A 19,674-nucleotide genomic window follows, 5' to 3' on the forward strand; every position below is an offset into this window, starting at 1 on the left:
GCGGCGGCGAGCGACCGAATGTGGGTTGCGTGATGATTGCCGTGCCCGGCACCGAGTAGCCGGCAACTGAACAACCTCGAACGACACGCCGTGATCTGCGGCGTGTCGTTTTCTTGTCGCGGAGTGATCCGGATCGCGTTCATGCTGCGCCGGATTCGTCGTCCCCCGCGTTTCCCCACCTTGCCCCACGCCCGGCCCCCACTCTCACCCACCGACTGTCGGGGCGGCTCCCAGCTGCGGGTTTGCTGATGGTTGTCGGACGGACCGCCCCGCCGGCGGCGCGTGTCGGGGGAACTCGACGAAATCTCCCCACCGCAGTGATAGCTGAGCTGACCTGCTCGATCCCCGAGCCGGGGACCGAGATCACCGCGGCTTTCGATTGAAAGTGGGGGAAAGTGGGGTAATGTGGAGCGCGCACTGATAAGAGCCGATCAGACGAGGTGATCGAGCGGGAGGTGTCGAGACTGTGTTTCTCGGTACCTACACGCCTCGGCTGGACGACAAAGGGCGACTGACGTTGCCTGCGAAGTTTCGCGACGAGCTGGCGGGAGGGTTGATGGTCACGAAAGGTCAGGACCACAGCCTTGCCGTCTATCCCAAAGAAGAGTTCACCGCCCTGGCGCGGCGAGCCGCGGCGGCGTCCCGAAGCAACCCGCAAGCAAGGGCTTTCGTTCGTGCCTTGGCGGCGTCCACGGACGAACAACGTCCCGATGGGCAGGGCCGGATCACGTTGTCGGCCGAACATCGCCGCTACGCGAACCTGTCCAAGGACTGCGTGGTGATCGGCTCGGTCGATTTCCTCGAGATCTGGGACAAACAGGCGTGGGATTCCTACCTCGCCGAGCACGAGGAGGACTACTCGCTGGCAGGAGACGAGTCGCTGGGCGGAATTTTCTGATCCGAGACAGGCGAGTGCCCTGCGGCCTCTGCCCGGCACGGACCCTGACGTACTTCCCCAACGCCAGGTGCCGTGTTCGGTCAGAGACCCCGGGGCATTGGCTGTCCACTCGTTAGGCCATCCACCCGTCGCAAGCACCGTGAGCCAGGATCCGGGAGGTCGAGGTGAATCGTGACAGCGACCGCCCCCGCCATGTTCCGGTTCTCTTGCGTCGTGCCGACGAAATCCTCGGCCCCGCACTGGAATCCGGCGGAGTCCTGGTCGACGCCACGCTCGGTTTGGGTGGGCATGCCGAACATTTTCTGCGGACCTACCCCGCGATCCACCTGATCGGACTGGACCGCGATACCGAGGCGTTGCGCTTGGCGGGCGAGCGGCTCGCGCCCTTCGCCGATCGAATCACGCTGGTACACACCCGATATGACGGCCTGCCCGGCGCCCTGCGGCAGGCCGGGCTGCCGGAACGCGGTTCGGTGCGTGCGGTGCTGATGGACCTCGGTGTCTCCTCGATGCAACTCGACGAGGCCGAGCGGGGATTCGCCTATTCGGTGGACGCTCCGCTGGACATGCGGATGGATCCGACCTCCGACCTCACCGCGGCCGATGTGCTCAACACCTACAGCCACGGCGACCTGGCCCGCATCCTGAAAACCTATGGCGAGGAACGCTTTGCGGGCCGGATCGCGAGCGAGATCCTCCGCCGGCGCGCGCAGCGGCCGTTCACGACCAGTGCCCAACTGGTGGAACTGCTCTACGACGCGATCCCGGCGGCGACCCGGCGCACCGGCGGGCACCCCGCCAAACGCACCTTCCAGGCTTTGCGGATCGAGGTCAACCGCGAACTCGAGTCGCTCGAGGCCGCGGTGCCGGCGGCGCTGGCCGCGCTGGAGGTCGGCGGCCGGATCGTCGTCATGTCCTACCAGTCGCTGGAGGACAAGGTCGTCAAACAGATCTTCGCGCAGGCCTCGGCCTCGCGCACACCATTGGACCTGCCCGTCGAATTGCCCGGTATGGGACCGGAATTCGCGATTCTGACCAGGGGCGCGGAGAAGGCGAGCGAAACGGAGATCGAGGAGAACCCACGCGCGGCGCCGGTGCGTATGCGGGCCGCGGAGCGAATACAGGCGGCCGGGTGACAGCGATCCGGCTACGGGGGTATTGCCGGTGCGGCAGCACTACGACGGGCAGTCCCACAGGAAATTGGTAGGGGAGGCAGGAATATGAGCGTGCGGACACGGGTGGACGCACCACAGCGGACGCAGCGGTCCGCGCCGCGGCGAGCGCACAGCGCCGACCGCGTGAAATCCGGTGCGGCCCAACGCGCGTATGCGCGCCGGCGCAATCGGGCGGGGGAGCGCGTGCTTCCGCCGCTACCCGGGCGCGCCGGGTCGGTGATGGCCGGACGGTTGCCGTTCGTGGCGGCGATTCTGGCCCTGCTCGGCTGCGGTCTGCTCGCGACTCTGGTGTTGACCACCCATGCCGCCGAGGACAGCTATCAGCTCAGCGACGCCCGCCGCGTCAATCGGCAGTTGCTCGACGAACGCGCGGCCCTGCAGCGCGAGGTCGAGGCCGCCGACTCGGCGCCCGAACTGGCCAACCGCGCGCGCGAACTGGGCATGATCCCGGCCAAGGATCCCGCCCGCCTGCTCGTGGCGCCCGACGGTTCGGTCACGGTGGTCGGTAAGGAGACACCCGCCGAGGGAGCGCCCGTGCCGCCGCTCAACACGACTCCGGCCAAACCGGGGGCGCTGCCGCCGAAACTCGCTCAGGCTCAAGGGGAACGGCTGGTCCCGGTGACCACCACGCCGGCTCCCGCTCCCGGTCCGACCCCGCAGAACCAGGCCCCGGCGCCGACCACGACCGCGCCGCAACCGCCGGCCCAGCCGACGCAGGTTCCGGCACCGGTGCAGGCCGCACCGGCAGCGCCGGCCGCACCACCGGCCGGGACGCAACCGGCGGCGCAGGCGGCTCCGGCCGCACCGGCCGCCGAGCCGGAGCCCGCGGCGCAGGCGGCGCCGGTCGCCCCCGCGGGTACCCAGCCGACGGCACCGGCCGGTCCGCCCGCACCCGTAGCACCCGCCGCGCTGCCGGCCGGCACCCAGCCGGTGGTCCAGGCGGCACCCGAGGGGGCTGATCGATGACCGGCCGCGGTGGAGGCAGAACCGGCGGGGGCGCCACCGGACGCGGCCGGGCGGGGATGCGATCCACATCCGCCCGGCCGCGTCGCGCTCCCCGGCCGCGGGCGGGGTCGCCCGCGGATGCCTCCACGCGGCTGCGGTTCGGAGTCGGACGTGTCCTCATGCTGGTGGCGCTGCTCGTCGTCGCGATGCAATTGCTGTGGCTGCAAACGTTTTCCGCGCCCAATCTCTCGGCCGAGGCGGCGAGCCAGCGCACGGTGCATCAGACCGACTGGGCGCAACGCGGTGCCATCCTCGATCGCGACGGCCGCGCTCTCGCGTTCACCGTCGTGACGAAGAAGCTCAACTTCCGGCCGGTGGCCGTGCGCAAGGATCTGGCCGACGCGCGCGCGAAGAGCGACAAGGCGCCCGAGGTGGACAAGCGGCTGGAGGAGATCGCCGAGACGATCCACGAAAAGCTGGGCAAGGACGCGCCCCCCGAAGCGGATCTGCTCGCCAAACTGCGCAGCGACGACCAGTTCACCTATCTGGCCTACAACGTCGACTCCCGGGTCGCCGACGAGATCACCGAGAAGTTCCCCGAGGTGGGGACCGAACGTCAGGACACGCCGGTCTATCCAGGCGGCGCGCTGGCGGCCAACGTGGTGGGCGCGACCGGCTGGGACGGACACGGCCAGGTGGGGCTCGAGGCGTCGATGGACGCGACACTGGCCGGCACCGACGGTTCGCACACCTACGATCGCGGCTCCGACGGGGCCGTCATCCCCGGCAGCGAGCGCGACAAGGTGCCCGCGGTCAACGGCTCCAATGTCGAACTGACCCTCGACTCCGATCTGCAGTACTACGTGCAGCAGCAGGTCCAGGAGGCCAAGGACAAATCCGGCGCCCAGGACGCCTCGGCGGTGGTGCTGGACGCCCACACCGGCCAGGTGCTGGCCATGGCCAACGACAACACCTTCAATCCGGCGCAGAATCCGAAATTCTGGGCTTCGGCCGATATCGGCAATCCGTCGGTGACCAACGCCTACGAGCCCGGTTCGGTGAACAAGATCATCACCGCGGCGGCCTCCATCGAATACGGCCTGACCAACCCGGACGAGGTACACCAGGTGCCCGGGGAGATCCACATGGGCGGGGTCGTCGTGCACGACGCGTGGTCGCACGGCGTGATGCCGTACACGACCACCGGCATCTTCGGTAAGTCGTCGAACGTGGGCACGCTGATGCTCGCCCAGCGGATCGGCGAGGATCGCTTCGCGGATATGGTCAAGCGCTTCGGGCTGGGGCAGCGCACCGGTGTCGGGCTGCCGGGTGAAAGTGGTGGCATCGTGCCGCCACGCGACCAGTGGTCCGGCTCGACGTTCGCGAATCTGCCCATCGGGCAGGGCCTTTCGATGACACTGCTGCAGATGACCGGGATGTACCAGGCCATCGCCAACGACGGGGTGCGGATCCCGCCGCGCATCGTCAAGGACGTGATCGGCCCCGACGGGCACCGCACCAGCGAACCGCAGCCGGACGGCGTGCGGGTGGTGAGCCCGCAGACCGCGAGTACGCTGCGGCAGATGTTCCAGGCCGTGGTGCAGCGCGATCCGATGGGATATCAGCAGGGCACGGGCGCTCCCGCGGCGATCGAGGGCTACCAGATCGCCGGGAAGACCGGGACCGCGCAGCAGATCGACGAGAAATGCCAGTGCTATTCCGCCGATCGTTACTGGATCACCTTCGCCGGAATCGCCCCGGCCGACAATCCGCGCTACGTCATCGGCATCATGTTGAACGCACCCGTGCGCAGCACCGACGGCAGCGGTGGGCAGTCGGCGGCGCCGCTGTTCCACAGCATCGCCTCCTGGGCGCTGCAGCGCGATCGCGTTCCGCCGTCGACCGTGCCGCCGAAACAGCTTGTGCTCCAGGCGATGTAGTGGTGTGTGCGGTTGAATGTCCGGTTTCGGAAGCGTGGGTGTCCGTGTGCGGCCCGCCGCACGGGCGGGTGCGGGCGCGGTGAGGCCGGGGAGCCGGTGCGCGCGAGGCGGCCACGCTGCGTGGTCGCCGATCGCCCACAGGTAACCTGACTCCCCGACCCCGAATCTCGACCCGATGCACAGATGTGCGCCCACGAAAGGAGCCTGGTGCCCGTGCAGCCCAGCCCGCAGGTGCTTCGCCCCGCCGTTGCGTTGCCGACGCCGGTGCAGGCCGTTGCCGAACTGACCGGTGCGCGGCTGAACTCCGGCGACACTGCCGGGATCGAGATCACCGGCATCGAACAGCGCTCGAACGCCGTGCAGCCTGGTGATCTGTTCGCCGGTCTGGCCGGTGCCAAGGCCCACGGCGCCCGGTTCGCCGCCGATGCCGTGGCGCGTGGTGCGGTCGCGGTGTTCACCGACGCGGCCGGCGCCGCACTGATCGGCGAGCTGGATGTGCCGGTCCTCGTGCACGACGACCCGCGTGCGGTGCTGGGTGAACTGTCGGCGGCGATCTATGGTCATCCGTCGCGGCAGTTGCAGGTCATCGGCATCACCGGCACGTCGGGGAAGACCACCACCTCCTATCTGGTGGAGGCCGGACTGACCGCCGCCGGCCTGTCGACCGCCCTGATCGGCACGATCGAGACGCGGATCGCGCGGCGCGTCGATCCGAACCCGGAGCAGACCGCGGCCGGTGCGAGCGCCGCCGTCGAGTACCGCCGGGTGCCCAGCGCGTTGACCACGCCGGAGGCGCCGCAGCTGCACGCGATGTTCGCGCTGATGGTCGAACAGGGTGTGCAGGCCGTGGTGATGGAGGTGTCCAGCCACGCGCTGGCGCTGGGCCGCGTGGACGGTGTGCACTTCTCCGTCGGCGCGTTCACGAACCTGTCGCAGGACCACCTGGACTTCCACGCCGACTTCGAGGACTATTTCGCCGCCAAACGCCGGCTGTTCGTCCCGGATCCGGGATCGCCGCAGCGGCAGGTCGCGGCCGACACCTGTGTGATCTGCGTGGACGACGCCTGGGGCCGGCGGCTGGCGCGGGAGGCGAGCGGGCGCGCCCGGGTCGTCACCGTGGCGACCGCGGACTGCCCGACCGGGGAGACCGAACCGGAATGGACGGTGACCGGCGCGGCCGCGCCGGCCGACGGCGGGCAACAGTTCACCGCGATCGGTCCCGAGGGTGAGATCCCGGCCCGGCTGCGGTTGCCCGGGCGCTACAACATCGCCAACGGCCTGCTCGCGATCGCGGTGTGCGCCGCGGCGGGCGTCGACGGTGCGGTGGCTGCCGCGGCGCTGGGCGAGGTGGACGTGCCCGGCCGGATGCAGCGGGTCGACGCGGGACAGGATTTCCTCGCCCTCGTCGACTACGCGCACAAGCCGGCCGCGGTGGAATCGGTGATCGCGACGCTGCGCCGGCATCTGCGCGACACCGGTGGCCGCCTGGCCGTGGTGGTGGGCGCCGGTGGCGATCGTGACGCCGGTAAGCGGCCGCTGATGGGCGCCACCGCGGCGCGCGGCGCGGAACTGCTGGTCATCACCGACGACAATCCGCGCACCGAGGATCCGGCCGAGATCCGCGCCGCGATCCGCGCGGGCGCGCTGGGTATCGCCGAGGCCGAGCGCGGTGAGGTGCGCGAGATCGGCGATCGGGCCGCCGCCATCGCCGCGGCCGTGGAGTGGGCACGGCCGGGGGATGTGGTGCTGGTGGCAGGTAAGGGACACGAGACCGGGCAGGAGATTGCGGGTGTGAAGTATCCGTTCGACGACCGTGAGGTGCTGGGACAGGCCCTGGAACGTAAAACGAAAGACCTGACGGTTTCATGATCGAAATGACTCTGCGGGAGATCGCCGAGATCGTCGGCGGCACGTTGCACGACGTGAGCGATCCCGCGGTGACGGTGACCGGTGCGGTCGAATTCGATTCGCGCCGAATCAATTCCGGCGACCTGTTCCTGGCGCTGCCGGGCGAGCACGTCGACGGGCACGACTACGCCGGCAAGGCCGTGGCCTCCGGTGCGGTGGCGGTGCTGGCGGCGCGTCCGGTCGGCGTACCGGCGATCGTGGTCGAACCGTTCGCCTCCGCCGCCGACGCGGTGGCGAACCGCTCCTATGTGCTGGCCCACGACACCGACGGCTCCGGCGCCGCCGTGCTGGCCGCGCTGGCCAAACTGGCGCGCGCGAGCGTGGACCGGCTGGCCGCCGCCGGCCTGGACGTGGTCGGGGTGACCGGTTCGGCCGGGAAGACCTCCACCAAGGACCTGCTGGCGCGCGTGCTCGCGCCGCTGGGCGCCGTGGTCGCCCCGCCCGGATCGTTCAACAACGAACTGGGTCATCCGTGGACGGCGCTGCGCGCCGGGGCCGACTCCCGCTTCCTGGTGCTGGAACTGTCCGCGCGCGGCCCGGGCCATATCAAGGCGCTGACCGATATCGCGCCCCCGCGGATCGGTGTGGTTCTCAACGTCGGCACCGCGCACCTGGGTGAGTTCGGCGGCCGCGACGCCATCGCGCAGGCCAAAGGCGAACTGGTGGAAGCGCTTCCGCCGACCGGCGTCGCGGTGCTCAACGCCGACGACCCACGGGTGGCGGCGATGGCCGCCCGGACCCGAGCCCGGGTGGTGACCTTCGGTCAGGCGTCGGGCGCCGATGTGCGGGCCACCGACATCGTGGTTGACTCCGAAGCACGCGCGCGATTCACCTTGCACGCCAAGGGTTCTCGCGCCGAGGTGCATCTGGCAGTCTACGGCGAACACCAGGTCTCGAACGCGCTGGCCGCGGCCGCCGTGGCGCTCGAATGCGGTGCTGACCTCGACACCGTGGCACAGGCCCTGGCCGGTGCGACGGTCGATTCGGCGCACCGGATGGATGTGCGGACCCGCCCCGACGGGGTCACCGTCGTCGACGACTCCTACAACGCCAACCCGGATTCCATGCGCGCCGCCCTCAAGGCGCTGGTGTCGATGTCGCGCGCCGGCGGTACGCCGGATGCGCCGCGCGGCCGGCGCAGCTGGGCGGTCTTGGGCGAAATGGCCGAACTGGGCGAGGATTCGGTCGTCGAACACGACGGCATCGGCCGGCTCGCGGTGCGGCTGGACGTCGACCGGCTGATCGTGGTCGGCACCGGGCGCCCGGCCCGGGCGCTGCATCAGGGTGCGGTCATGGAAGGCTCGTGGGGCGAGGAATCGATCCTCGTACCCGATATCGAATCCGCGATCGCCCTGCTGGACAACGAGATCGCGGCCGGTGATGTGGTGCTGGTCAAGGCGTCGAACTCCGCCGGTCTGTGGGCGGTGGCGCAGCACGTGCTCGCATCGGGTGAGCAGGGCACGGAGGCAGCTGGATGAGGCAGATTCTGTTCGCGGCGGGGATCGCGCTGGCGGTATCGATCCTGCTGACGCCGCTGCTGATCCGCATGTTCGCGCGGCGCGGATTCGGCCAGGAGATCCGCATCGACGGCCCCGAGAGTCATCAGGCCAAGCGCGGCACCCCGACCATGGGCGGTGTCGCGATCCTGATCGGCATGTGGGCCGGATATCTGGGCTCGCATCTGATCGGCATCGGCTATCACGCCGACGGGCCGTCGGTCTCGGGCCTGCTGGTCCTCGGCCTGGCCACCGCGCTGGGCGTGGTCGGCTTCATCGACGACTTCATCAAACTGCGCAAGCAGCGCAATCTGGGCCTGACCGCGGCCGGCAAGTACATCGGCCAGCTCGGTTCGGCGGTGATCTTCGGGGTGCTCGCGCTGCAGTTCCGCGGCGCGGGCGGGCGAACCCCGGCCAGCCGGCATCTGTCGTACGTACGCGAGATCAACACCGTCTCGATGAGCGTGATCATCTTCCTGGCGTTCGTCTGCCTGGTCGTGGTCGCGTGGTCGAACGCGGTGAATCTGACCGACGGCCTGGACGGCCTGGCCGCGGGGTCGATGAGCCTGGTGCTGGGCGCCTACGTGATCATCACGTTCTGGCAGTACTACCACGCCTGCGAATTCAAGGCCGAGGCCGGCTGCTACAACGTGCGCGATCCGCTGGATCTGGCGCTGGTGTGTGCCGCCGGCGCGGCCGCGTGCGTCGGATTCCTGTGGTGGAACGCGGCGCCCGCGAAGATCTTCATGGGCGATACCGGTTCGCTGGCCCTCGGTGGCCTGCTCGCCGGATTGTCGATCACCACCCGCACCGAACTGCTCATGGTCGTGATCGGCGCACTGTTCGTCGCCGAGACCGTGTCGGTGGTGCTGCAGGTGGCGGTATTCCGGACCACCCGCAACCGGTTGTTCAAGATGGCGCCGTTCCATCACCATTTCGAGCTGAGCAAATGGGCGGAGACGACGGTCATCATCCGGTTCTGGCTGCTCGCCGGAATCGCGGCGGCGGTCGGTCTGGGCTTGTTCTACAGCGAATACCTCTCTCAGGTCGGGTAAGCAGCGATGGTCGAACATACTCCGCGGGCCCTGCGATCACCGGGTCCCATGCTCGAATTTCTGCGTGGCCGTGACGTTCTCGTCGCGGGATGGGGGGTGTCGGGCCGCTCGCTGATCGAGCCGCTGCGCGATATCGGCGCCCGCCCCGTCGTCACCGACGCCGGGGAGAAGGCGATGGCCGAGGCCGCCGAACTCGGACTCGACACCGCCACCGGCGCCGCACTGCTCGAACCCGGTGCGCTGGAACGGTTCGCGCTGGTCATCACCAGCCCGGGCTGGCGACCGGAGTCACCGGTGCTGGTTTCCGCGGTCGCCGAGGGCATTCCGGTCTGGGGCGATGTGGAATTCGCCTGGTGGGTGGATCAGGCCCGGCTCTACGGTCCGGTGCGCAAATGGCTGGTGATCACCGGAACCAACGGTAAGACCACCACCACCCAGATGACCCACGCGATTCTGCGCGCGGCCGGGCTGCCCAGCGTCGCCTGCGGCAATATCGGGCTGCCGATCCTGGACGCGCTGCGCCGCACCCCGGGCCCGCAGATCCTCGCGGTCGAGCTGTCGTCGTTCCAGCTGCACTGGGCGCCGTCGGTGCGCCCGGAGGCCGGTGTGGTGCTGAATGTGGCCGAGGATCATCTGGACTGGCACGGCGGCCTCGACGCCTATGCCGCCGCCAAGGCGCGGGCGCTCACCGGACGGGTGGGCGTGGTCGGACTCGACGACGCCGTGGCCGCCGCGCTGGCGCGAAAGTCCAAGGCGCGCCGCACCGTCGGCTTCCGGATCGGCGTGCCGGCCGACGGCGAACTCGGCGTGGTCGACGGCAAATTGCTGGACCGCGCCTTCACCAAGGCCGCGATCCTCGCCGAGGTCGGCGACATCAGCCCGCCCGGACCCGCCGGTGTCGCCGACGCGCTTGCCGCGGCCGCGCTGACCCGCGCCATCGATGTGGCCCCGCAGTTCGTCAAGGAGGGCTTGGCCGAACACAAGGTGGGCCCGCACCGGGCCGCCTTCGTGCGGGAACTGGCCGGGGTCGGGTTCGTCGACGATTCGAAGGCGACCAATCCGCATGCCGCGCGGTCGTCGATCCTGGCGCATCCGCACGTGGTGTGGATCGCCGGTGGTCAGCTCAAGGGCGCCCACATCGACGATCTGGTCGAGGAGGTCGCCGAGCGTCTCGTCGCCGCTGTGGTTTTCGGTCAGGACGCGCCGATCATCGCGGCGGCAATGGCGCGACACGCGCCGGATGTCCCGGTGGTCGAGCTCGGTTCGGGTGACGATGCACAGATGAGCGGGGAACCCTCCACGGCCTCTCTGGTCGCCGAGATCGACGGCGCCGACGCGGTGATGGCCCGTGCGGTACGCATCGCCGCCGGATATGCCGGGCGCGGCGATACCGTCCTGCTCGCTCCGGCCGCGGCCTCCCTGGACATGTTCGCCGACTACACCCACCGCGGCCGCAGTTTCGTCGCGGCGGTGCAGGCCCTGGACGAGAGAGATATCGGGAGCCAGCAGTGACGAAACCGGCGCGCAAGCCCGTGGGCACCTGGTTCGGTGCCTGGCTGGCGCGCCCGCTGGCCGATTTCCACCTGGTCGTCACCATCGCCACCCTGCTCACCGTGCTCGGGCTGGTGATGGTGCTGTCGGCCTCCAGTGTGGAGGCCTATGCCGACGGCGGTTCGGCCTATTCGCTGTTCATGCAGCAGGCGTTCTTCGCGGGCCTGGGCGCGGCGCTGTTCTATGTGGCGCTGCGGATTCCGATGCGGGTGCTGCGGCAGCTGTCGTTCCCGCTGTTCGCGGCGTCGGTGCTGTTACTGGTGCTGGTGCTGATTCCCGGAATCGGCTCGCAAGTCCAGGGTTCGCGGCGCTGGTTCGACCTCGGATTCGTCTCCGTGCAGCCGTCGGAGATCGTGAAGGTCACCCTGATCCTGTGGGGTGCGCATCTGCTGGCGACCCGCCGCAGCGACCAGGGCGGGTACAAGGACATCCTGGTGCCGCTGGTGCCGGCCGGCCTGCTGGTCTGTCTGCTGATCGTGCTGGAACCGAATCTGTCGACGACCATCGCGGTCGGTCTGGTGCTGGTCGCGCTGCTGTGGTTCGGCGGGTTGCCGGTGCGGCTGTTCGTGACCATCGCGGTCTCGGGTGGGGTGGCGGCGGGCATTCTGGCGCTCTCGGCCGGCTACCGCTCCGATCGCATGCGCGCGTTCTTCAATCCCGGCGACGATCCGCAGGGCATCGGCTACCAGGCGCGCCAAGCGCTGTTCTCCCTCGCCGACGGCGGGATCTGGGGACGCGGACTCGGCCAGAGCCGGGCCAAGTGGAGTTATCTGCCCAACGCGCACAACGACTTCATCTTCGCCATCATCGGCGAGGAACTCGGATTTCTCGGATGCGCCCTGGTGCTGGGGCTTTTCGCGCTGTTCGTCTTCGTCGGACTGCGCATCGCCGCCCGGTCGTCCGATCCGTTCCTGCGATTGCTGACCGCGGCCGCGACCACCTGGATCACCGGTCAGGCGCTGATCAACATCGGATACGTGGTGGGCCTGCTGCCGGTGACGGGATTGCAGTTGCCGCTGGTGTCGGCCGGTGGTTCGTCGCTGGCGATCACCCTGATGATGTTCGGCCTGATCGCGAGTGCGGCCCGGCACGAACCGGAGGCGATCGCCGCGTTGAAGGCCGGCCAGGACGGGCGGTTCAGCCGGCTGCTGCGGCTGCCGGTCCCCGAAACCTACGCACCCGCCCGCGCGGGCCGCACGCGCGCGGTCTCGGGCCCGCGGCGCCGGGAACTGCCGCCCGCGCGTAAGCGGTCCGACAGATCCGGTCAGTCGCGCGGCGCGGGCAAGTCCCGCGGGACCGCTGCGGCGCGGGGTGGGAGTGCGGCGATACCGCGGCGGTCGATAGATTCGGATTCGGCACGACGACGCAGCGCCGACGCCGGACGGCGGGAGGCGCGCGGAGCGTCGTCGTGGCGCACCACCCGGGCCTGGGAGCCCAGCTATCCGATGACACATGCGAGAGAACGAGGTAATTCGAGGTGACAACCGGCGAGAGCGGCGGCACGACGGGTTCCGGGCAACGGACGCTCTCGGTGATCGTCGCCGGCGGGGGCACGGCCGGGCATATCGAACCCGCGATGGCGGTCGCGGACGCACTGCGCCGGCTGGATCCCTCGATCCGGATCACCGCACTGGGCACCCAGCGCGGGCTGGAGACGACGCTGATTCCCGAACGCGGCTATCCGCTGGAGTTGATTCCGCCGGTCCCGCTGCCGCGGAAACCCACCGCCGATCTGCTGCGCCTGCCCGGCCGGGTTCGCGCCGCGGTGGCGCGTACCCGCGCGGTGATCGACGCGGTCGAGGCCGATGTGATCATCGGATTCGGCGGGTACGTCTCGGTGCCCGCCTACCTCGCGGCCGGCGGGGGAGTGCTGCGGCGCTCGCGCCGGATACCGCTGGTGGTGCACGAGGCCAATGTGAAGGCGGGGATCGCGAACAAGGTCGGCGCCCGGCGTGCGGCGCGGGTGCTCGCCGCCGTGCCGAATTCGGGTGTGCACGCGCGCGGTCGCGCCGATGCCGAGGTGGTCGGGATTCCGGTGCGCGCCTCGATCGCCACCCTGGACCGCGCCGGACTGCGGGCGCAGGCGCGTGAGCACTTCGGACTGCCGCAGCAGGGGCCCGTTCTGCTGGTCTTCGGCGGCTCCCAGGGCGCGCGCCGGTTGAACGAGGCGGTGTCCGGCGCTGCCGCGCAACTGCTGGCGGCGGGTATCTCGGTGCTGCACGCGCACGGACCGAAGAACACGCTCGATCTGGACGGGGTCGATACCGAATCCGGCCGCGACGGCGCGAAATACGTTGCGGTGCCCTATCTGTCGCGGATGGATCTGGCCTATGCCGCCGCCGATGCCACGGTGTGCCGCTCGGGCGCGATGACCGTGGCCGAGGTGTCGGCGGTCGGTCTGCCGGCGTTCTACGTGCCGCTGCCGCACGGCAACGGCGAACAGGAGTTCAACGCCCGCCCGATCGTCGCGCAGGGCGGTGGCAGAATCGTCGCCGATGCGGAGATGACGCCGAAGTATGTGATGGACGAGGTGATCGCGCTGCTCACCGACCCGGCCGCGCTGACGAACATGTCGGTCGCCGCCGCCGGCGCCGGACATCGCGACGCCGCGGACACGGTGGCGCGAATCGTGCTGGAGGTGACCGGACGGTGACCGGAGGAAACGAGACGGCCGAAGTGGGAGCCGCGGACTCGGTGAACCACATCGGGCAGGCCCCCGCCGAACTGCCGGAGCTGTTGCGGCGGGTCCACATGGTCGGCATCGGCGGTGCCGGCATGTCGGGTATCGCGCGGATTCTGCTCGCCCGCGGCGGCGAGGTGTCGGGCTCGGACGCCAAGGAGAGCCGTGGCGTGCTGGCGTTGCGGGCGCGCGGGGCCCAGGTCCGCATCGGCCACGACGCGAGTGCGCTGGATCTGCTGGAGGGCGGCCCGAGCGCGGTCGTCACCACCTACGCCGCCATCCCGAAGACGAATCCCGAACTGGTCGAGGCGAATCGGCGCGGTGTGCCGGTGCTGATGCGTCCCACGGTCCTCGCCGAACTGATGCGCGGCCACCACACCCTGCTGGTGTCGGGCACCCACGGCAAGACCTCCACCACCTCGATGCTGGTCGTGGCGTTGCAGCACTGCGGCTTCGATCCGTCGTTCGCCGTCGGCGGTGAACTGAACGAGGCGGGCACCAACGCCCATCACGGCACCGGCGGCTATTTCGTGGCCGAGGCCGACGAGTCGGACGGCTCACTGCTGCAATACGATCCGGACGTCGCGGTGGTCACCAACATCGAATCCGATCATCTGGATTTCTTCGGCTCCGACGAGGCCTACGTCCAGGTGTTCGACGATTTCGTGGCGCGACTGGTCGCGGGCGGACTGCTCGTGGTCTGCCTGGACGATCCCGGCTCGCTGGCGCTGGCCCGGCGGGTCGCCGACCGGGTCGCGGCCGGGGAACTCGATATCCGGGTGGCCGGCTACGGCTCGACGGAGACGGCCGACGTGCCGGTGCCGATGCAGGCCCGGCTGGTGAGCTGGGAACCGCGTGACGTCGGCGGTGTGGCCACGGTGCACCTGGGCGACGAACCGGCCCCGCGCACGCTGCGCCTGTCGGTGCCCGGCCGCCATATGGCTCTCAACGCCCTCGCCGCGCTGCTCGCCGCCCGCGATGCCGGGGCCGATGTGGACGAAATCCTGCAGGGGCTGGAGGGATTCGGTGGCGTGCACCGCCGCTTCCAGTTCGTGGGCCGCGAGAACGGGGTGCGGGTCTTCGACGATTACGCCCACCACCCGACCGAGGTGCGAGCCGTGCTGGGCGCGGCGGCCGAACTGGTCCGCCAGGAGGCGGCCGACGGCGCCCGCTCCCGGCAGGGCCGGGTGATCGTGGTGTTCCAGCCGCACTTGTACAGCCGCACGGCGACCTTCGCCGAGGAATTCGGCGCGGCGCTGTCGCTGGCCGACGAGATCGTGGTCCTCGACGTCTACGGCGCGCGGGAGAAGCCGCTGCCCGGGGTCAACGGTGCGCTGGTGGCGCAGGCGGTCACCAAACCCGTGCACTACCAACCGGATATGTCGCGGGTGGGCCGGCAGGCCGCGAGCCTGGCCCGCGCGGGCGATGTGGTGATCACCATGGGCGCCGGTGACGTGACGATGCTCGGCGGGCAGATTCTGGACGGACTGCGGGTGCGCCCGTCGACGGGTCGGTGAGCACGGCGCCCCCGCCCGGCGCTGCCGGCCGGAGAGGGAGGTGGAGATGACACGCCGCGGGACGATCGAGGACATCGATCCGGACGCCGAGGCCGAATTCGCCACGGACGGCGGCGAAGGCGACGAGCGCATGCACCGGGCCGGGGCCCGCGCGCGGCTGCCCTTCGACGGCCGGTGGCGGCGGATCCTGTTGTGGGGCGCGCCGATCGTGGTCGTGGTGATCGTGCTGCTCGTGGTCGCCTACTTCACTCCCGCGCTGTCGGCGCGCACCGTGCAGGTCGAGGGGGTGTCGACGGTGCCCGAACAGGATGTACGCGCGGTGCTGCAGATTCCCGACGGCCGCTCCATGTTGCGCATCGACACCGACGCGATCGCGCGCCGGGTGGCGTCGCTGCCGAAGGTGCGGTCGGCGCGGGTGCAGCGGGTGTTTCCCTCCACGGTGCGGGTCACGGTGGACGAGCGCTCCGCCGTGGTGTTCTTCGACAGTCCGCAGGGACCGCATCTGCTCGACGCCGACAGTGTCGAATTCGCGATCGAACCGCCGCCGCCCGGTGTCGCGAAACTGGTCACCGACCATCCCGGCAGCGCCGACCCGGTGACCCGGGCCGCGGTCGCGGTCCTCGACGCCGCGCCGCCGGCGCTTCGCGCCCAGGTGGGAGAGGTTGTGGCGCGGACGGTTTCGGATATCGAACTGAAGCTGCGCGACGACCGGACGGTGGTCTGGGGCGGCCCGGACGACTCCGAACGCAAAGCCGCGGTGGTCCTTCCGGTGCTGACGCGCCCGGGAACGGTATTCGACGTTTCGAGTCCCGATCTGGTAACGGTAAGATAGTGACACTCGTTGTGCCGTTGCGGTTTTCGACCGGCGGCCGGGAGTCGATGGCCGTGCGTGATGGCCGTGGCACCTGGGCCCGTCCGGGTGCTGCGGTCGCGTGCGGGGCCGGTGAATCCGCGGTCGCGCGGAGATCGAGACCCGATCTCGGTGTCTGTGGCGGCCGTTCGCGGTACCATGCCCGACGGGCTCGGACGAGACGGATCACACAAGATTCTGACCCTCGTGTCGGCGCGCCTGCGCACGGATCGCGACGGGTGCGAATAGCGTTCCGCACCAGTCGGATACTTGACATAACGCCAACCCTATGGTTCAGGTTTAGGGTTTGTCCGAGTGAAACCCCGGGCGGACCGGGGACCTCGAATCGGCGCTCTGCCGAGAATCCGAAAACGACAGGCTTTGGATCGAAGGAAGGCGAGAGCCCATGACGCCCCCGCACAACTACCTTGCAGTGATCAAGGTCGTCGGTATCGGCGGCGGCGGCGTGAACGCCGTCAACCGAATGATCGAACAGGGACTCAAGGGAGTCGAGTTCATCGCCGTCAACACCGACGCCCAGGCACTGCTGATGAGTGATGCGGACGTCAAGCTCGACGTCGGCCGCGAACTCACCCGTGGTCTGGGTGCCGGCGCGGACCCCGAGGTGGGCCGCAAGGCCGCCGAGGACCACAAGGACGAGATCGAAGAGGTGCTCAAGGGCGCCGACATGGTCTTCGTGACGGCCGGCGAGGGCGGCGGCACCGGTACCGGTGGCGCGCCCGTGGTGGCCTCGATCGCCCGCAAACTGGGCGCCCTGACCATCGGTGTGGTGACGCGGCCGTTCTCCTTCGAGGGCAAGCGCCGCAGCAACCAGGCCGAAGCCGGTATCCAGGCGCTGCGCGAATCCTGCGACACCCTCATCGTCATCCCGAACGACCGGCTGTTGCAGCTCGGCGACGCGGCGGTGAGTCTGATGGACGCCTTCCGCTCCGCCGACGAGGTGCTGCTCAACGGTGTTCAGGGCATCACCGACCTGATCACCACCCCGGGTCTGATCAACGTCGACTTCGCCGATGTCAAGAGCGTCATGTCCGGCGCGGGTTCGGCGTTGATGGGCATCGGCTCCTCGCGCGGCGAGGGACGATCCGTGAAAGCCGCGGAGGCGGCGATCAATTCGCCGCTGCTGGAGGCGTCGATGGACGGTGCGCACGGTGTGCTGCTGTCGATCGCCGGTGGATCGGATCTCGGTCTGTTCGAGATCAACGAGGCCGCCTCGCTGGTGCAGGAGGCCGCGCACATCGAGGCCAACATCATCTTCGGCACGGTGATCGACGATTCGCTCGGCGACGAGGTCCGGGTCACGGTGATCGCGGCCGGCTTCGACGGTGGCACCCCGGCCCGGCGCATCGAACCGGCGGGCAGAACGAATATCGGCGCGGGCCGGGCCGGTGACATCGGCCAGTCCACGACCCGCCGCGATTTCGGCAGCACCCGGCAGTCCGAGCCCGAGCGCCCGGCCGATCCGACGCCGGCCCGCGGTCCGGCCCCGTCCTACGAACCGCGCCCGGCCACCGAGCCGACCATCGCGCACAACAGCCGTTCGCATATTCAGATGCCGGACGAGGACACCGACGACGTCGACGTCCCCGATTTCATGCGCCGCTAGAGACGCCGATCTCGCTGCCCCCTCCGAAACGTCTCGGAGGGGGCAGCGGCGTTCGTGGGCCGTGGGGCCGATCGAATTGCCCTGTGCCACTGGATCTCCGGCCTACCGGCGCGGGGCCGCGGTGTGGTGCAGGTCTCCGCGGTGTCGCTGCCGTTGTCCGGGCAACAAGGTGTGAAACCGAACACCGCGATCGGAGGTGTCGCACCCGGCGGCGGTGAACGCGGCGATCTCGTGTGGCGGCGAGGTCGTGTGCATGAACTCGCACGCCGTGGGTACTTCGCCGGGCATGCTCGCGCTGTGCCCCGCTTCGCCGCCTCGCCACATCCGTTCCGGGTCACTCGGCGGCACGCTCGACTCCGGATCCGCGCGGCCTATTAATCTCGGAGATATGACACAGGCTTCGGTTCGGACGCGACGGGTGACGACCACGCGGGCCGGTGGGTTCTCGGCGGCGCCCTACGACTCGTTCAACCTGGGCGACCACGTCGGCGACGATCCGGAAGCGGTGCGGCGCAACAGGATACGTCTCGCCGAGGGCATCGGCCTGCCGCCCGGCCGCCTGGTCTGGATGGAACAGGTGCACAGCCGCAACGTCGAGATCGTCGACGGCCCGCGCGCCGAACCGGTACCGGTGACCGACGCGCTCGTCACCACCGTGCCGAATCTCGCTCTGGTCGTGCTCACCGCCGATTGCGTCCCCCTGCTGATGTCCGACGACGAGGCCGGGGTGATCGCGGCCGTACACGCCGGCCGCGTCGGCGCCCGCATCGGAATCGTCCCGAAGGTTCTCGAGGCGATGATCTCGGTCGGCGCCCAACCGCACCGCATCGGCGCCTTCCTCGGTCCGGCCGCCGGTGGCGAGGACTACGAAGTGCCCGCCGCCATGCGCGACGATGTCGAGGCCCATCTGCCCGGCAGCGCCACCACGACCCGGCGCGGTACGCCCGGGCTGGATCTGCGAGCCGGAATCCGTCGTCAGCTGGAAGCGGCCGGGGTCGGCGCGGTCGCGGTCGATCCGCGCTCCACCATCTCCGACGCCACCCTGTTCAGCCACCGCCGCGGCGCGCCCACCGGCCGCATCGCCGGGGTGATCTGGATGGAGGAGAACCGGTGAACCACGCCGAATCCGGGCTCGGCACAACCACATCCGGGCCGGGCGCGCCGCAGTCCCGTGCGGCCGCGCTCGCCGCCGCGCTCACCCGCCTGGAACACCGCATCGACGCCGCATGCCGTGCCGCCGGGCGCGATCGTGACACCGTCCGGTTGCTGCCGGTGACCAAATACTTCCCGGCCTCCGACGTGGAGATCCTGTATCGGCTCGGGCGCCGGGAATTCGGTGAATCGCGGGAACAGGAGGCCTCCGCCAAGGTGGCCTCATTAGGACATCTGGCGCAGATGCGCTGGCACATGATCGGCCGATTGCAGCGCAACAAGGCGAAATCGGTTGTGCGCTGGGCCGATACGGTGCACTCGGTGGATTCGGAGCGTCTGGTGAGGGCCCTTGACACCGCCACGGCGGCCGCACGCGCGGAGGGAGCGCGCGCGGATCCGCTGCGTGTGCTATTGCAGGTGAGCCTGGATCGCGATCCGGCGCGCGGCGGCGTCGTTCCCGATGATCTCCCGACGCTGGCCGATCAGGTTGCGAAATCCGAGAACCTGCAGCTCGCGGGCCTGATGGCGATTCCGCCGCTGGGCGCGGAGCCGGACTCGGCGTTCGCCGAACTGGCCGGTCTGCATCGCACGCTGCTGGCCGCGCATCCGGGCGCGACCGAATTGTCGGCGGGCATGTCGGGCGACCTGGAGGTCGCCATTCGACACGGGTCTACCTGCGTGCGTGTCGGTACTGCTCTCATGGGCGCACGACCGATAACCTCGCAGTAGCAAAGAAACCTCATCAGTCACATTCGAAACATATGCTTGGGGCTGACGAGGACTGAGCAGGACTTCAACACCCCAGGTCAGTCGGGGCCGTAGGAAGGTCGACCAGGATGAGCGAGCGTAGCGAGCGAGACATCAGCGCAGCCACGAGCAT

The 19,674-nt window shown here is 69.8% G+C and carries 15 protein-coding genes; all 15 read left to right on the plus strand.

Going from position 1 to position 19,674, the window contains the following annotated elements; genetic code table 11:
* Positions 1 to 466: 466 nt before the first annotated feature.
* The 15 genes from mraZ (at position 467) to IRT45_RS10110 (ending at position 19,523) form a co-directional block, all read left to right on the plus strand.
* Positions 467 to 898, plus strand: coding sequence for a division/cell wall cluster transcriptional repressor MraZ (gene mraZ, locus IRT45_RS10040; RefSeq protein ID WP_030514722.1), 432 nt, complete (start codon positions 467 to 469; stop codon positions 896 to 898).
* A 164-nt stretch (positions 899 to 1,062) separates the two neighbouring features.
* The gene (rsmH, locus tag IRT45_RS10045) at positions 1,063 to 2,034 is read left to right on the plus strand and encodes a 16S rRNA (cytosine(1402)-N(4))-methyltransferase RsmH (protein ID WP_194805600.1); all 972 of its coding nucleotides are present in this window, start codon (positions 1,063 to 1,065) and stop codon (positions 2,032 to 2,034) included.
* 84 nt (positions 2,035 to 2,118) lie between these two features.
* Complete coding sequence (locus IRT45_RS10050) at positions 2,119 to 3,039, plus strand: hypothetical protein (protein WP_228534093.1); 921 nt, start codon at positions 2,119 to 2,121, stop codon at positions 3,037 to 3,039.
* A gap of 56 nt (positions 3,040 to 3,095) precedes the next feature.
* Positions 3,096 to 4,958, plus strand: a complete 1,863-nt coding sequence (locus tag IRT45_RS10055; RefSeq protein WP_228534094.1) for a penicillin-binding protein 2 — start codon at positions 3,096 to 3,098, stop codon at positions 4,956 to 4,958.
* Between the two features lie 207 nt (positions 4,959 to 5,165).
* A complete protein-coding gene (locus IRT45_RS10060; protein ID WP_375540079.1) occupies positions 5,166 to 6,827 on the plus strand; it encodes a UDP-N-acetylmuramoyl-L-alanyl-D-glutamate--2,6-diaminopimelate ligase in 1,662 nt (553 codons plus the stop codon).
* Positions 6,824 to 8,344, plus strand: coding sequence for a UDP-N-acetylmuramoyl-tripeptide--D-alanyl-D-alanine ligase (gene murF / locus IRT45_RS10065; protein ID WP_194805603.1), 1,521 nt, complete (start codon positions 6,824 to 6,826; stop codon positions 8,342 to 8,344). Before IRT45_RS10060 ends, murF begins: the two co-directional genes overlap by 4 nt.
* The gene (gene mraY / locus IRT45_RS10070; protein ID WP_062966230.1) at positions 8,341 to 9,417 is read left to right on the plus strand and encodes a phospho-N-acetylmuramoyl-pentapeptide-transferase; all 1,077 of its coding nucleotides are present in this window, start codon (positions 8,341 to 8,343) and stop codon (positions 9,415 to 9,417) included. Before murF ends, mraY begins: the two co-directional genes overlap by 4 nt.
* 48 nt (positions 9,418 to 9,465) lie before the next feature.
* Positions 9,466 to 10,929, plus strand: coding sequence for a UDP-N-acetylmuramoyl-L-alanine--D-glutamate ligase (murD, locus tag IRT45_RS10075; RefSeq protein WP_194805604.1), 1,464 nt, complete (start codon positions 9,466 to 9,468; stop codon positions 10,927 to 10,929).
* Entirely contained in the window at positions 10,926 to 12,449 is a 1,524-nt protein-coding gene (ftsW, locus tag IRT45_RS10080) for a putative lipid II flippase FtsW (RefSeq protein ID WP_309240871.1), read from the plus strand. The genes murD and ftsW overlap by 4 nt, the downstream gene beginning before the upstream one ends.
* Positions 12,446 to 13,621, plus strand: coding sequence for an undecaprenyldiphospho-muramoylpentapeptide beta-N-acetylglucosaminyltransferase (murG, locus tag IRT45_RS10085; protein WP_194805605.1), 1,176 nt, complete (start codon positions 12,446 to 12,448; stop codon positions 13,619 to 13,621). Before ftsW ends, murG begins: the two co-directional genes overlap by 4 nt.
* A 98-nt stretch (positions 13,622 to 13,719) precedes the next feature.
* Positions 13,720 to 15,165 (plus strand): UDP-N-acetylmuramate--L-alanine ligase, encoded by a 1,446-nt coding sequence (gene murC / locus IRT45_RS10090; RefSeq protein ID WP_194805667.1) that lies wholly within the window; start codon positions 13,720 to 13,722, stop codon positions 15,163 to 15,165.
* A gap of 130 nt (positions 15,166 to 15,295) precedes the next feature.
* Positions 15,296 to 15,997: an FtsQ-type POTRA domain-containing protein gene (locus tag IRT45_RS10095; protein ID WP_194805668.1), complete on the plus strand. Its 702-nt coding sequence runs from the start codon at positions 15,296 to 15,298 to the stop codon at positions 15,995 to 15,997.
* A 424-nt stretch (positions 15,998 to 16,421) separates the two neighbouring features.
* Entirely contained in the window at positions 16,422 to 17,642 is a 1,221-nt protein-coding gene (gene ftsZ / locus IRT45_RS10100) for a cell division protein FtsZ (RefSeq protein WP_062999062.1), read from the plus strand.
* A gap of 388 nt (positions 17,643 to 18,030) precedes the next feature.
* Positions 18,031 to 18,756, plus strand: coding sequence for a peptidoglycan editing factor PgeF (gene pgeF, locus IRT45_RS10105; protein WP_036500366.1), 726 nt, complete (start codon positions 18,031 to 18,033; stop codon positions 18,754 to 18,756).
* Positions 18,753 to 19,523, plus strand: coding sequence for a YggS family pyridoxal phosphate-dependent enzyme (locus IRT45_RS10110; RefSeq protein ID WP_194805606.1), 771 nt, complete (start codon positions 18,753 to 18,755; stop codon positions 19,521 to 19,523). Before pgeF ends, IRT45_RS10110 begins: the two co-directional genes overlap by 4 nt.
* Positions 19,524 to 19,674: the final 151 nt, after the last annotated feature.

It is taken from the genome of Nocardia sp. BSTN01 (assembly GCF_015354405.1).
GTDB lineage: Bacteria > Actinomycetota > Actinomycetes > Mycobacteriales > Mycobacteriaceae > Nocardia.

Excerpts from the sequence above, each read along its gene's own strand:
- IRT45_RS10095 (WP_194805668.1), top strand. The coding sequence starts at position 15,296 with ATGCACCGGGCCGGGGCCCGCGCGCGGCTGCCCTTCGACGGCCGGTGG.
- mraY (WP_062966230.1), top strand. The coding sequence starts at position 8,341 with ATGAGGCAGATTCTGTTCGCGGCGGGGATCGCGCTGGCGGTATCGATC.
- IRT45_RS10055 (WP_228534094.1), top strand. The coding sequence starts at position 3,096 with ATGCGATCCACATCCGCCCGGCCGCGTCGCGCTCCCCGGCCGCGGGCG.
- pgeF (WP_036500366.1), top strand. The coding sequence starts at position 18,031 with ATGACACAGGCTTCGGTTCGGACGCGACGGGTGACGACCACGCGGGCC.
- murC (WP_194805667.1), top strand. The coding sequence starts at position 13,720 with ATGGTCGGCATCGGCGGTGCCGGCATGTCGGGTATCGCGCGGATTCTG.
- IRT45_RS10050 (WP_228534093.1), top strand. The coding sequence starts at position 2,119 with ATGAGCGTGCGGACACGGGTGGACGCACCACAGCGGACGCAGCGGTCC.
- murD (WP_194805604.1), top strand. The coding sequence starts at position 9,466 with ATGCTCGAATTTCTGCGTGGCCGTGACGTTCTCGTCGCGGGATGGGGG.
- ftsZ (WP_062999062.1), top strand. The coding sequence starts at position 16,422 with ATGACGCCCCCGCACAACTACCTTGCAGTGATCAAGGTCGTCGGTATC.
- murF (WP_194805603.1), top strand. The coding sequence starts at position 6,824 with ATGATCGAAATGACTCTGCGGGAGATCGCCGAGATCGTCGGCGGCACG.